We start from the raw sequence: 12778 nt of genomic DNA, 5'->3' as shown, positions 1-12778 counted from the left end.
TCCCGGTGGTTGACCTTGCCGGCCTGTATCGGCGGCGTGGGGGAACTCTAAGCTTGAATATAACTTTAAGGTCAAGGGGCCTGGGGATGGGAGATGAAGGGGCTGATCTGGCCACCAGCGCCAGGGCAGGGTAAAAGAGCGGGTTCATTGCCGCAGGATGCCATGCCTTGAAACGCGCAAGCCCATTGCTGATCGCCACGCTCCTGGCCGCCGCCGGCCAGGCGGGGGCCATGGACGGGAAAGGCAACTCGTCCGATCACTTCACCGTCGCCACCAGCCTGGGCAGCGCGGCGCTCAGCGAGTCCACCAGCCAGCCGCTGCGGACCTATCGGGCCGCCCGCGACGATGCCCTGGCGTACATCGCCTCCGATGGGCACATCCACGGCGCGCAGCTGGAACAGGCGCTGCGCTTCTACCGGCAGGCGCATCCGCGCTCCGGCCTGAGCGACATGCAGCTGGCCCGGGCCATCGCCAGCCTGGGCTGAGCCTTGTTCGCCGGGGCGCGGGGCCGGCGAGGTCCGCATTGTGGAAAGGCACGGCATTGAAATAAAATGAGACGCTTTCTCATTTTCACTCTTTTGGCGTTCCCGCCAAGGATGCCCGCGCATGTTTTCCGCTTCGTCCCACGCTTCGCCGGCCGTTGCGCTGGAGCGCCTGTATGGCGACCACCACGGCTGGCTGTTCGGCTGGCTGCGCCAGCGCCTGGGCAATGCCCCGGACGCGGCGGACCTCGCCCATGACACCTACCTGCGCATCCTCAGCACCGGGCGCACGCCGCCGCTGGCGGACTCGCGGCGCTACCTGGTGCAGGTGGCCAAGGGCCTGGTCATCGACCTGTGGCGCCGCCAGGACGTGGAGCGGGCCTACCGCGAGGCCATCGCGCACCTGCCCGAGGCGCAGGTGCCGGCGCCGGAAACCCACTGGCTGATCGTCGAGTCGCTGCTGCGCATCGACGCGATGCTCGACGGCCTGCCGAGCCAGACGCGCGAGGTGTTCCTGCTGGCGCAGTTCCACGAACTCACCCTGCAGCAGATTGCCGAGCGCACCGGCATGGCGCTGATCACCGTGCGCCGGCACATCCACAAGGCCCTGGTGGCCTGCATGACGGCCTGCGAGCCATGAGCCGCGGGGAGGCCCGCGCCGCACCGGCGGCCGGGCTGCTGGAGGAGGCCGCCGAGTGGATCATGACGCTGCGTTTCGACGCCCCCGGCGAAGCGCAATGGCAGGCCTTCGAGCGCTGGCGCGGGCAGAGCGATGCGCACCGCGAGGCCTGGGCGCGCGCCGAGCGGGTGTTCGGCACTTTCGAGGCGGTGCCCACGGAGCTGGGCCGCCAGGCGCTGCATGGCCTGGAAGGGTTCAAGGGCCTGAGCCGCCGCCGTGCGCTGCGCCTGTTGAGCGCGCTGCTGGTGGCCGCGCCGGCCGGCTGGCTGGTGGCGCGCAGCGCCCCCTGGGACAGCTGGATGGCCGACGCCAGCACCGCCACCGGCGAGCGCAAGTCGCTGACGCTGGCCGACGGCAGCCAGGTGGTGCTCAACACCGTGTCGGCGCTGGACGTTCATTTCGACGCCACGGCCCGCCGCCTGCGCCTGCGCACCGGCGAGGTGCTGGTGACCACCCATGCCGACCCGCTGGCGCCGCGCCGGCCGTTCCTGGTCGACGCCCAGCAGGGCGTGGTCGAGGCGCTGGGCACGCGCTTCAGCGTGCGCCAGCTGGGCGAGCAGTGCCAGGTGGCGGTGTTCGCGCACCAGGTGGAGATCCGCCCGCACGCCGGCGCCGCGGTGCGCATTCCTGCCGGCCAGCAGGCCTGGTTCGATGCCCGCGGCGTGCTGCGCAGCGCGCCGGTGGACGACAGCGCCGCGCTCTGGGAGCAGGGCATGCTGGTGGCCCGCGACCAGCCGCTGGCGGAGGTGCTGGCGGAGCTGGCGCGCTATCGCCACGGCCTGCTGCGCTGCGACCCCGAGGTGGCCGGGCTGCGCGTTTCCGGCGCGCTGTCGGTGGCGGACACGGACCAGGCGCTGAGCGCCCTGGAGCTGACGCTGCCGGTGCGGGTGTCGCGCCTGAGCCGCTACTGGGTGACGGTTTCGGCCCGCTAGCGAAAAAAATTTCGCGCCCCCCTGAGCACTTTTTCCATCTCGTCCGGGATAGAGGGTGAACACGCCTCATGGGGAGGGGTGGGCAGCCCGCGCGAGGCGCGGCTTGAAGGATGGCAAAGCACATGGCTTCGAAGCACCGACGGCATTCCGGCACTCGTCGATTCACCCACCTGGCCCTGGCGGCGACGATCCATGGCGTGGCCCTGGGCTGCGCCGGGCTGGCCCTGGCCCCGTTCGTGGCCATGGCCGCCGAGGCCGCGCGCGACTATGCCATCGGCGCCGGCGCCCTGAGCGACATGCTGGCCCGCTTCGCCGCCAGTGCCGGCGTGCAGCTTGTGTTCGACCCGGCCAGGCTGGCCGGGCGCAACAGCCCGGGCCTGAAGGGCCGCTATACGGTCGAGCAGGGCTTCCAGCAGCTGCTGCGCGGCAGCGGCCTGCAACTGGTGCAGCGTGGCGCGGGCATCTACGCCCTGCAGGACGCCGGCACAGCCCTGCAGATGCCGGCCGAAACCGTGGTCGGCAAGGGCGGCGACACCCTGGCCATGTCCGCGACCGTGATCCAGGCGAACGCCAACGGCGCCGGCACCCCCACCGGCTACCAGCAACTGAGCGACAGCAGCACCACGCGCCTGGGCCTGACGCCGCGGGAAACGCCCCAGGGCGTCACCACGCTGTCGCGCCAGCAGCTGGACGACTTCAACATGAACAGTGTGAAGGACGCGCTGCGCAGCGCGCCCTCGGTGACGGTCGAGCAGTACGAGACCGACCGCACCAACTTCACCTCGCGCGGCTTCGACATCAACAACTTCGAGTACGACGGCATCGGCTCGCCGTTCAGCGCCGGCCTGCTCAGCGGCGACCTGGACCTGGCCGAGTATGAGCAGGTGGACATCCTGCACGGCGCCAACGGCCTGATGAGCGGCACCGGCAACCCCTCGGCCACCGTCAACTTCATCCGCAAGCGCCCGACCTACACGCCGCAGGCGCAGGTGAAGCTGTCGGTGGGCTCCTGGGGCACCCGCCGCATCGACCTCGACGCCTCCGGCCCGCTGACCGACTCGGGCAACGTGCGCGGCCGCTTCATCTATGCCAACGAGACCGGCAATTCCTACCTGGACCGCTACTCCCACGAGAAGAACGTGCTCAGCGGCATGCTGGCCTTCGACCTCTCCGAGGCGGACACCCTGACGGTCGGCTTCTCCGACAACAAGAGCAACTCCAACGGCAGCAGCTGGGGCGCGCTGCCGCTGACCGACCAGGCCGGCAACCTGATCCACTACAGCCGCCGCGGCGCCAACATCGGCCAGGACTGGACCTACTGGGACGTGCACACCCAGCGCGCCTTCGTCGAGCTGGCCCACGACTTCGGCGGCGGCTGGAAGGGCAAGCTCAACGTCACCGGCGTGGACCAGAGCCAGCAGGCCGACATGTACTACCTGATGGCCAACGACGCCGACACGCCCTGGCTGGCCGACCCCAGCCACAGCCACTCCGGCGAGAAGCAGCTGCTGGGCGAGGCCCAGCTGAGCGGCCCGTTCAGCCTCGGCGGGCGCCAGCACGAGCTGACCCTGGGCGTGGACTACGGCCGCTCGCGGCACAGCGACCGCGGCTACTACAACAACGAAGACGAGTTCATGGACGCCGACCTGGGCCAGACCCTCAGCGGCGCGGTGCCCAGGCCGAGCCTGACCTACACCAACGACACCATCGAGATGGCGCGCTTCACCGACCGGCAGAAGAGCGTCTACGCCGGCACGCGGCTGAACCTCACCGACCAGCTGCACTGGATCCTCGGCGCGCGCATGCTCAGCGTCGACAGCGACGGCACCGACTACGGCAGCGCCCGCGACGTGCGCATCCACGGCGAGGTGACGCCCTACACCGGCGTGGTCTACGACCTCGACGAGCAGTATTCGCTGTACGCCAGCTACACCAAGATCTTCACCCCGCAGTACGTGATGGACGCCCAGGGCAAGGTGCTCGACCCGCTGGAGGGCAAGAGCTACGAGGCCGGCATCAAGGGCAGCCTGCTCGACGACCAGTTGAGCGTGTCGGCCGCGCTGTTCAAGACCGACCAGCGCAACGTCGCCGAAGCCACCGACCAGAGCCTGCCCGGCGGCGAGACCATCTACAACGGCGAGGACTTCAAGAGCCGCGGCGCGGAGCTGGAAGCCAGCGGCCAACTGGCCCCCGGCCTGCAGTTGCAGGGCGGCTACACCTACGTGCACATCGAGGACCCGGACGGCCACAAGGCACGCCAGTACGTGCCCCGGCACAGCCTGCGCAGCAGTCTGACCTACCAGTTGCCTGGCCTGCCCCAGGCCAAGGTCGGCACCCGGGTGAGCTGGCAGAGCGCGATCCAGCTCGACGACGACAGCCGTGTGCGGCAGAACGCTTATGCGCTGGTGGATTTGATGGGGAGCTATGACATCGACAAGCACTGGAGTGCGTCGTTGAACCTGAACAACCTGACCAATCGCAAGTACCTGATGAGCTTGTATAGCGGTGGGTCTGGTTTCTATGGGCCGTCGCGCAATGTTACGGCTTCGGTGAGTTACAACTTCTGAGTTTGGGGTTTTGTGGGGGAGGGGCTGCCCGTGCCACCGGGGCGTCCGGCGTGGCCTACGGCCCGTGTTTCCCTGGAACCATAGGAGCAACTGTCTTGCCGACTGCACCGAGGCGCTTTTCGTAGGATGGGTTGAGCCTTGGCGAAACCCATGCTGCCGCGGCGATGGGTATCGCTTCGCTCAACACCATCCTACGTGGCGTCATATTTGCCGGAAGGCGTAGGAGCGGACTCCGTCCGCGATTGGATTCGCCGGCCACGCCGGACATCCCGGTGGCACGGCCAACGGCGGATAACCGCGAACGGTTATCCGCCCTACGAACCTCCCGGCTGACGCCGTGTTATCCACCCACGCCGAACGGCCCCCTCTCCCTCCGGGAGAGGGCTGGGGTGAGGGGCTCTTGACCCCCACATCGCCAGCCACCCCCAAGCCGCTGTATCCCAATGTATCCAACCCGCCCCTCCACACGGCACGCATACAAACCCAACCCCCCTCCGATACGCCACCGATACATGGCGCGGGCCAAATGGCCACACCCGGACGCGACACCCGGCGGGCTTCGAAAGCCAGCCCCTCGCGCATCCCGGTCCGACCAAGCCCCAGACCCGCGCCCCAAGCGCCCAGCATCGGAGAACCACCCATGTCCCGTAACCCGATCCAGACCAAGACCCGCATCGGCCTGCTCGCCATCGCCCTGGTGGGCGGCGCCAACCTGGCCACCTCGGCCTTCGCCGTCGAGGCGCTGCCCCAGGGCTACCAGCTCGCCGCCGCCGAGAAGGCCGGGGAGGGCAAGTGTGGCGAAGGCAAGTGCGGCGCCAGCAAGGCCAAGGCGACCCAGGCCGAAGGCAAGTGCGGGGAGGGCAAGTGCGGCGACGCTTCCTTCACGCGCACCGACAGCGACCACGACGGCAAGGTCTCGCGCGACGAGTTCCTGGCCGTGGCCAGGGACCGCGCCGGCGACTTCGACAGGATCGACGCCGACCACGACGGCTTCATCTCCGAAGCCGAGGCCTACCAGCACCTGAAGAACGTCTTCGAATCCAACGGCAAGCCAATGCCGGCCGGGCTGTTCGCCAGGTTCCAGGGCGACCGCCACTAAGCCGGACGCGCCACCCAGCCCTCCCTGCCGGGAGGGCGTTCCTCCTCCGCGGAGCCTTGCCATGAATGCCCATTCCCTACCGCGCGGGGCCGGCCTCGGCCTGCGTCGTGCACTGCTGCCCGAGCTGCTGGCGATGCCCGCCGCAGCCGTGGACTTCCTCGAATGCGCGCCGGACAACTGGATCGGCGTCGGCGGTGCCTACGGCGACGGCCTGGCGCAGCTCGCCGAACGCTTCCCGCTGGCCTGCCACGGCCTGTCGCTGTCCCTCGGCGGCCCCGGGCCGCTGGACCTGGAACTGCTGCGGCGCACCCGGCAATTCCTCGACCGCCACCGCGTTGGCCTGTTCAGCGAGCACCTGAGCTACTGCTCCGACGACGGCCAGCTCTACGACCTGCTGCCGCTGCCCTTCACCGACGAGGCGGTGCGCCATGTGTCCGCGCGCATCCGCCAGGCCCAGGAGGTGCTGGGGCGGCGCATCGCGGTGGAGAACATTTCCTACTACGCCGCGCCCTACCAGGCGCTGAGCGAGATCGAGTTCCTGCGGGCCGTGCTGGCGGAAGCCGACTGCGACCTGCTGCTGGACGTCAACAACCTGGTGGTCAACGCCTGCAACCACGGCTACGACGCCGCAGATTTCCTCGCCCGGGTGCCCGCCGAGCGGGTGACCTGCATCCACGTGGCGGGGCACTACGACGAGGCGCCGGACCTGAAGATCGACACCCACGGCGCCAGCGTGCAACAGCCGGTGTGGAGCCTGCTGGCGCAGGCCTATGCCCACTGCGGCCTGGTGCCGACGCTGCTGGAGCGCGACTTCAACCTCCCGCCGCTGGCCGAGCTGCTGGCGGAAGTGGAGCACATCCGCACCCTGCAAGGCGCCGCCGCACCGCGGGAGGTGCGCCATGGCTGACACCCTGCGCGAGCAGCAGCTGCAACTGGCCCGGCACATCCGCGACCCGCAGCGCAACGCGCCGCCGCCGGGCATCGAGGCACGGCGCCTGGCCGTGTACCGCCAGCTGTTCCTGGGCAACGTGCAGTCGCTGCTGGCCGGCAGCTTCCCGGTGCTGCGCGCCAGCCTGGCCGAGGCCCACTGGCAGGCGCTGACGGAAGCCTTCTATGCCGATTACCGCTGCCAGACGCCGCTGTTCACCGAGTTGGCCGGCGAGTTCGTCGCCTTCCTCGAACAGGGCGGGATAGACGCGCCGGCCTGGGCCGCCGAGCTGGCGCACTACGAATGGGTGGAGACCGCCCTGTTGCTCAGCGATAGCCAGGAGCCGGCCCACGATCCGCAGGGCAACCTGCTGCACGGCGTGCCGCTGCTGTCGTCCCTGGCCTGGCCGCTGACCTACGCCTGGCCGGTGAGCGAACTGGGCCCCGGCCACCTGCCCGAGCAGCCGCCGGAGCAGCCGACCCTGCTGCTGGCCCGCCGCGGCGACGACGAGCAGGTGCATTTCGCCCGTCTGGCGCCGCTGGCCCACGCGCTGCTGGAGTCCGTGCGCGACCGCCAACTGAGCGGCCGCGAGCACCTGCTGGCGCTGGCCGAGGCCATCGGCGCCGACCCCGAACCCATCCTGCGGCAGGGCCTGGCCCTGCTGCGCAGCCTTCACGCACAAGGCGTGGTGCTCGGCACGCGCAACCTGTGCGCCACCCACCGCCGACAGCCTTCCCCAGCCCCCAAGGAGACACCGCGATGACCGACATCCTGGACAGCATCCTCTACACAGCCCACACCCGCACCACCGGTGGCCGCGATGGCCGCGGCAGTTCCAGCGACGGCGAACTGGACGTGCGCCTGAGCCCACCCGGCTCCGGCCGCCCCGGCAGCAACCCCGAGCAGCTGTTCGGCGTGGGCTGGTCCGCCTGCTTCATAGGCGCCCTGCGCCGCGCCGGGCAGAAACTGGATATCCGCCTGCCGGCCGACGTGGCGGTGGCCGCCGACGTGACCCTGGGCACCACCGACAACGGCAGCGGCTTCGCCCTGGCGGCCAGGCTGACGGTGGAACTGCCGGGACTGCCTGCCGGGGACAAGGCGAAGCTGGTGGAGACGGCGCACCGGATCTGCCCGTATTCCCGGGCTACCCGGGGGAATATCGAGGTGACTTTCGAGGTTCCGTGATGGGGTGAGGTGATGATTGGAAAGCCCGCGTGACTGGTCAGGTGCGCGGGCTTTTTTCGTTTGGGGGAGGCGAGGGCTTGGAGATTGCTGGTGAAGGGTGTTTACCGTTGGCGAGGGCTTTTCGGATCGCCTCCGTTCCCTCACCCCAGCCCTCTCCCAGGGGGAGAGGGGGCCGTCCAGAGTGGCCGGAGGATTCGGAGTCATCCTGATACGTCGCGGTTCGCGAGCAAGCTCGCTCCTACGCCTTCTGGAAGCCCGCAGGGCAGCGGTAAAAGGACAGCGCCGAGCTTCCAAAGCGCACGGGACAGCCCCCTCTACCTTTGGGAGAGGGTTGGGGTGAGGGAGCAGGGTCAAGCCAAGACACCTGCGCAACAGGTGACAGCTGTTCGCGAGCAGGAACTGGGCGTCCCCCCTCGCTCCTACACAAAAGAAAACCCGCCATGCGGCGGGTTCGTCAGGGCTATGCGGCAGCCTACGCAAACCGCCGCCCCAACCACGCATCCAGGCTCAACCGCCCGGCCCCCTTGAGCAGCAGCGGCACCAGCGCCACCAGGTAGATCAACGGCAGCTTGTAGTTGCCATAGCCGTTATCGCTGATCGAGTAGCCCATGGCCAGTTCGCCCAGGCTGGACCAGTGCGCCGGCCAGTGCACGGCGGCGATGGCTACCAGCGTCAGCACCATCAGCACCGCCGAGGCGAAGCGGGTGCCCAGGCCCAGCAGCAGGAGCGCCGGGGCTATCAGTTCGGCCCACAGGGAGATTTGCCAGTCCAGGCTCGCCGGCAGGCGGTCGAAGGGGAAGGGGAAGGCGTCGTGGATCTGCGCGAACCAGTTTTCGCCGTTCCACTTCTCCAGGCCGGATTCGAGGAATTCCCAGGCCAGGAACAGCCGCAGGGGGATGTCGGCGCTCCAGGCGCCGAGGCGGTCGAGGGGGCGCAGGGTGGTGGCGAGGGTGCTTTGCATGGCGATGTCTCCTTGGGCCGGGGAGTCGGCGGGTGGAGCCATACTGGCAAGGCGGCTTGTCCCGGATGTGTCCCGCCGGGGGCCGCCTTGTATCGGCTTGTACGCTCGCTCAGGCCGGGAGCGGCAGTTCCAGTTGCGCGCACAGGCCGCCGCCGTCGCGGTTGGCCAGGGTAAGGCGGCCGCCCAGGGCCTGGCTCAGCTGGTGGGCGATGGCCAGGCCCAGGCCGGTGCCGCCGGTGCTGCGGTTGCGCGAGCTTTCCACGCGGTAGAAGGGTTTGAGGACTTCCTCCAGTTCTTCCTCGGCGATGCCCGGGCCGCGGTCGAGCACGCGGATACACAGCTTGCCGTCCTCGCGGCCCACTTCCAGCTGCGCGGCGCCGGAGAACTTCACGGCGTTGTCCAGCAGGTTGCCCAGCACCCGGCGCAGGGCGTGGGGGCGGGTTTCCAGGGGCACCTCGGCGCGGCCTTGCAGGCTGACCTGCTGGCCGGCGTCCTGGTAGTCGAGCACCAGGCTGTCGAGGAAGGCGTCGAGGTCGACGCGGCGCTGCGCCTCGCTGGCGCCGTCCATGCTGCGGGCGTAGGCCACGCCTTCGCGGACCAGGTGCTGCATTTCTTCCAGGTCGCTCCACAGGCGCTCGCTTTCCGGCGACGGCTCCATCTGCTCGACGCGCAGTTTCATGCGCGTGATGGGCGTCTGCAGGTCGTGGGAGATGGCTGCCAGCAGTTGCATGCGTTCCTTCAGGTAGTCGCCGATGCGGCCTTGCAGGGCGTTGAAGGCGCGGGCGGCGTAGGCCACTTCGTTGGGGCCGTTCTCGTCCAGCGGCGCGGCCGGGGTGTCCGGGTCGAGATGGTCGACGGCCTGGGCCAGGCGCGTCAGCGGGCGGATCGCGGTGCGCACCGCCAGCCAGGTGCAGATCAGCAGCACGGCCAGTTGCAGCACCAGCACCACCGGCAGCCAGCGCGCCACCGCCGCCACCCCGCGGGGGGTTACGTCTATGGTCAGCGGGCTGCCGTCGGCCAGGCGCAGGTGCGCCTGGAAGTGCGCGGCCGGGCCGGGGAGGGTTTCGAAGCGCAGGGCGTAGCGCGAGCCGATGGCGCTCTCGATGCTGGTCGCGGCCATGGGCGCCCGGGCCATGTCCATGGCCTGGCCGGGTTCGCCTTCGTCCAGGCGGTAGCGGTAGTTGGGGCGGTCGACCATGGGCAGCCACTGCTCGCGCTCGTTCGCCGGCAGGCGGTCGAGCAGGGCCACGGCGGTGCTCACGTCGCTTTCCAGGTTGCCGAGCATCATGCTCCGCGCGCTGACGTAGCGTTCGTAGAACTGCGAGCTGAAGGACAGGCCGTAGGCCAGCACCAGCCCGGTGAGGAAGATCAGCGCCAGGCGCGCTGCCAGGGTGCGGGGCATGGCGGTCACTCGGCGGGTTCGATGAGCTGCACCGGCAGCGAGAAGACGTAGCCTTCGTTGCGCACCGTCTTGATGCAGTCCGGCTCGCGGGCGTCGTCGCGCAGGCGCTGGCGCAGGCGGCTGACCAGCAGGTCGATGGAGCGGTCGAAGACGTCCGCCTCGCGGCCCTGGGTCAGGTTCAGCAGTTGCTCGCGGCTGAGCACCCGCTGCGGGTGGTCGAGGAACACCCGCAGCAGGCGGTACTCGGCGCCGCTCAGGGCGACCAGGGTGCCCTCGGCGTCCAGCAGGTGGCGCGCGCTGGTGTCCAGGCGCCAGGGGCCGAAGCCGATCAGCCGGCTGCTCTCGGTGATCGACAGGTTCGGCGGCAGCATGCGCGTGCGCCGCAGCACGGCGTTGATCCGCGCCAGCAGCTCGCGGGCGGAGAAGGGCTTGGTCAGGTAGTCGTCGGCGCCCATTTCCAGGCCGATGATGCGGTCGGTCTCGTCGTTGCGCGCGGTGAGCATCAGCACCGGGGTGGCCTTGTGCTTGCCCACGCGCAGCTCGCGGCACAGCTTCAGGCCGTCGTCGCCGGGCATCATGATGTCCAGCACTATCAGGTCCACCGCGTTGGCTTCGAGGAAGGCGCGCATCTGCCGGCCGTCCGCGGCCAGGCTGACGCGCAGGCCGCTCTTCTTCAGGTAGTTGCCGACCAGCTCGCGGATCTCGCGGTCGTCGTCGACGATCAGGACGTGATCGACATGTTCCATGGTGGTTCCCCAATCGGTGCGTTCGTTGGGGCAAGTGTATAGAGCAAGGCGGCGCATTCCCGCCAGGGTTTGTATACCAGTGTATCTATTCGCCGCGCCGATACCTGGGGCGGCATTCGCAGGCCGTGGCGGACACAGGCGGGATACCCGCGGCGGGTGAAATGGGCACCAAGCGGAAGGCACAAGGCCTCCGCGCCACGAACCCACACTGAGGACACCGCCATGAAAACCCTGACTCTTGCCGCCGCCCTGTTCGCCTTCGCCGCGCCCCTGGCCAGCTTCGCCGCCAGCGCCCCCGCGCCGGTGGAGCAGTACCACTACGGCCAGCAGCTGGACGTGAAGAAGGTCCTGGCCCTGCACGAAGACCCCGGCAGCTGCCAGGTGGTGCAGGCGCGCATGGACTACCTGGACTCCAACGGCCAGCCCCATAGCCTGGCCTACCAGAAGTTCTCCAGCGACTGCAACGAAGGCGGTTGATGCACGCCGCCCCGGCCAGGGATGGCCCTGCCGCTCCAGCCCCCTTCAAAAGGAGATTCCCATGCTGATCGTCGCCTTTCTCGGCGGGGTGCTGACCCTGCTCAGCCCCTGCATCCTTCCTGTATTGCCGCTGCTGCTGCAGCGCGCCGGCGGGCCGGCCTGGTCGCCGCTGCTGACCCTGGCGGGCCTGGCCAGCGGCTTCGCCGTGCTGGCCAGCCTGGCGGCGGTGTCCAGCGCCTGGGTGGTGGAGGCCAGCGAGGTCGGCCGCTACCTGGCCCTGGGGCTGCTCGGGCTTTCCGCCCTGGCCTTGCTGTCGCCACGCTTCGGCACCTGGATTTCGCGGCCCTGGGCCTGGTTGGGCGACCGCCTGCACGGCCAGGCCCGTGGCCTGCCGCCGGCGCTTTCCGCCTGGCTGCTGGGCTTCGCCGCCGGCCTGCTGTGGGCGCCCTGCGCAGGGCCCATTCTCGGGCTGATCCTCTCCGGGGCCATGCTCCAGGGGCCCAATGCGTCCACCAGCCTGCTGCTGTTCGCCTATGGGCTGGGCAGCGCCGTCGCCCTGGGCGCCGCGCTGTTCCTCGGGCGTGGCTTGTACCAGCGCCTGCGGCCGTCGCTGGGTGCGCTGGAGTGGCTGCGTCGCGGGGCAGGGGCCCTGGCCCTGCTGGCGGTGGTGGTCATCGGCAGCGGCGCCAGCGCGCAACTGGTGGGCTCCGGCGCCTCGCGCACCCTGGCCGTGCTGGAGCACAAAGTTCTGGATGGTGTGCCCAAGCTGCTCGACAAACTGATGCCCAGTGCCAATGCCGCCGACCTGGCCGACCTGGCCGACCTGGGCGCCATGCCCAGCCTGGACGGCGCCGTGCAGTGGCTCAACAGCGCGCCGCTGACCAGCGAAGCGCTGCGCGGCAAGGTGGTGCTGGTGGACTTCTGGACCTACGACTGCATCAACTGCCAGCACACCCTGCCGTACGTCAACCAGTGGGCGAAGAAGTATGCCGACCAGGGCCTGGTGGTGATCGGCGTGCACACCCCGGAGTATCCCTACGAACGCATTCCGGCGAACGTGGCGAAGGCCGTGGCGCGCAACGACATCCACTACCCGGTGGCGCTGGACAACCAGTACCGCATCTGGAACGCCTTCGCCAACCAGTACTGGCCGGCGCACTACTTCATCGATGCCAAGGGCCACGTGCGCTACCAGCACGTGGGCGAAGGCGACTACCAGGGGCAGGAGGCGATCATCCGCCAACTCCTCAAGGAGCGCGGGCAGCCGGCGGGCTGAACAGCGGCGGGGCGGTCATGGGGCCGCCCCGCGCTGTCGTGTTG

The 12778-nt window shown here is 69.5% G+C and carries 13 protein-coding genes; 10 read left to right on the top strand and 3 right to left on the bottom strand.

All coding sequences use genetic code 11. The features are described from left to right. Positions 1-167: 167 nt before the first annotated feature. From IG194_RS31160 to IG194_RS31125, 8 genes are all read left to right on the top strand, one after another. A complete protein-coding gene (locus tag IG194_RS31160) occupies positions 168-485 on the top strand; it encodes a DUF2388 domain-containing protein (protein WP_058489898.1) in 318 nt (105 codons plus the stop codon). Positions 486-606: 121 nt separating this feature from the next. Further along, on the top strand, positions 607-1122 hold the full coding sequence (locus IG194_RS31155) for a sigma-70 family RNA polymerase sigma factor (protein WP_009622368.1): 516 nt from the start codon (positions 607-609) through the stop codon (positions 1120-1122). Then, entirely contained in the window at positions 1119-2093 is a 975-nt protein-coding gene (locus tag IG194_RS31150) for a FecR domain-containing protein (protein WP_058489897.1), read from the top strand. The genes IG194_RS31155 and IG194_RS31150 overlap by 4 nt, the downstream gene beginning before the upstream one ends. 122 nt (positions 2094-2215) lie before the next feature. Continuing rightward, positions 2216-4660, top strand: a complete 2445-nt coding sequence (locus IG194_RS31145; RefSeq protein WP_058489896.1) for a TonB-dependent siderophore receptor — start codon at positions 2216-2218, stop codon at positions 4658-4660. A 640-nt stretch (positions 4661-5300) separates the two neighbouring features. Beyond that, entirely contained in the window at positions 5301-5759 is a 459-nt protein-coding gene (locus tag IG194_RS31140; RefSeq protein ID WP_058489895.1) for a hypothetical protein, read from the top strand. Between the two features lie 61 nt (positions 5760-5820). Further along, entirely contained in the window at positions 5821-6666 is an 846-nt protein-coding gene (locus IG194_RS31135; protein WP_058489894.1) for a DUF692 domain-containing protein, read from the top strand. After that, entirely contained in the window at positions 6659-7450 is a 792-nt protein-coding gene (locus tag IG194_RS31130; protein WP_058489893.1) for a DUF2063 domain-containing protein, read from the top strand. Before IG194_RS31135 ends, IG194_RS31130 begins: the two co-directional genes overlap by 8 nt. After that, on the top strand, positions 7447-7872 hold the full coding sequence (locus tag IG194_RS31125; protein WP_058489892.1) for an organic hydroperoxide resistance protein: 426 nt from the start codon (positions 7447-7449) through the stop codon (positions 7870-7872). The genes IG194_RS31130 and IG194_RS31125 overlap by 4 nt, the downstream gene beginning before the upstream one ends. Positions 7873-8344: 472 nt before the next feature. On the opposite strand, the gene IG194_RS31120 is transcribed toward IG194_RS31125, so the two are convergent. From IG194_RS31120 to IG194_RS31110, 3 genes are all read right to left on the bottom strand, one after another. Continuing rightward, positions 8345-8833: a DoxX family protein gene (locus IG194_RS31120; protein ID WP_058489891.1), complete on the bottom strand. Its 489-nt coding sequence runs from the start codon at positions 8831-8833 to the stop codon at positions 8345-8347. 109 nt (positions 8834-8942) lie between these two features. Then, positions 8943-10235 (bottom strand): sensor histidine kinase, encoded by a 1293-nt coding sequence (locus IG194_RS31115; protein ID WP_058490997.1) that lies wholly within the window; start codon positions 10233-10235, stop codon positions 8943-8945. 5 nt (positions 10236-10240) lie between these two features. Next, positions 10241-10981, bottom strand: a complete 741-nt coding sequence (locus IG194_RS31110; protein WP_009622351.1) for a response regulator — start codon at positions 10979-10981, stop codon at positions 10241-10243. A gap of 222 nt (positions 10982-11203) precedes the next feature. Between IG194_RS31110 and IG194_RS31105 the strand changes: the two genes are divergently transcribed. Both IG194_RS31105 and IG194_RS31100 read left to right on the top strand, forming a co-directional pair. After that, on the top strand, positions 11204-11458 hold the full coding sequence (locus tag IG194_RS31105; protein WP_009622349.1) for a DUF2790 domain-containing protein: 255 nt from the start codon (positions 11204-11206) through the stop codon (positions 11456-11458). 61 nt (positions 11459-11519) lie between these two features. Next, the gene (locus IG194_RS31100) at positions 11520-12734 is read left to right on the top strand and encodes a cytochrome c biogenesis protein DipZ (RefSeq protein ID WP_058489890.1); all 1215 of its coding nucleotides are present in this window, start codon (positions 11520-11522) and stop codon (positions 12732-12734) included. The last annotated feature ends 44 nt before the right edge of the window (positions 12735-12778 follow it).

The sequence above is a fragment of the Pseudomonas sp. ADPe genome, assembly GCF_014843515.1.
In the GTDB taxonomy this organism is placed as follows: Bacteria; Pseudomonadota; Gammaproteobacteria; order Pseudomonadales; family Pseudomonadaceae; genus Pseudomonas; species Pseudomonas citronellolis.
The sequence above is the reverse complement of the archived record's forward strand: the minus strand, read 5'-3'. Positions and strand labels throughout refer to the sequence as shown.

Coding starts and splice junctions, on each gene's coding strand:
- IG194_RS31145 (WP_058489896.1), top strand. CDS start 2,216: ATGGCTTCGAAGCACCGACGGCATTCCGGCACTCGTCGATTCACCCAC.
- IG194_RS31100 (WP_058489890.1), top strand. CDS start 11,520: ATGCTGATCGTCGCCTTTCTCGGCGGGGTGCTGACCCTGCTCAGCCCC.
- IG194_RS31105 (WP_009622349.1), top strand. CDS start 11,204: ATGAAAACCCTGACTCTTGCCGCCGCCCTGTTCGCCTTCGCCGCGCCC.
- IG194_RS31115 (WP_058490997.1), bottom strand. CDS start 10,235: ATGCCCCGCACCCTGGCAGCGCGCCTGGCGCTGATCTTCCTCACCGGG.
- IG194_RS31135 (WP_058489894.1), top strand. CDS start 5,821: ATGAATGCCCATTCCCTACCGCGCGGGGCCGGCCTCGGCCTGCGTCGT.
- IG194_RS31130 (WP_058489893.1), top strand. CDS start 6,659: ATGGCTGACACCCTGCGCGAGCAGCAGCTGCAACTGGCCCGGCACATC.
- IG194_RS31155 (WP_009622368.1), top strand. CDS start 607: ATGTTTTCCGCTTCGTCCCACGCTTCGCCGGCCGTTGCGCTGGAGCGC.
- IG194_RS31140 (WP_058489895.1), top strand. CDS start 5,301: ATGTCCCGTAACCCGATCCAGACCAAGACCCGCATCGGCCTGCTCGCC.
- IG194_RS31150 (WP_058489897.1), top strand. CDS start 1,119: ATGAGCCGCGGGGAGGCCCGCGCCGCACCGGCGGCCGGGCTGCTGGAG.
- IG194_RS31120 (WP_058489891.1), bottom strand. CDS start 8,833: ATGCAAAGCACCCTCGCCACCACCCTGCGCCCCCTCGACCGCCTCGGC.
- IG194_RS31110 (WP_009622351.1), bottom strand. CDS start 10,981: ATGGAACATGTCGATCACGTCCTGATCGTCGACGACGACCGCGAGATC.
- IG194_RS31125 (WP_058489892.1), top strand. CDS start 7,447: ATGACCGACATCCTGGACAGCATCCTCTACACAGCCCACACCCGCACC.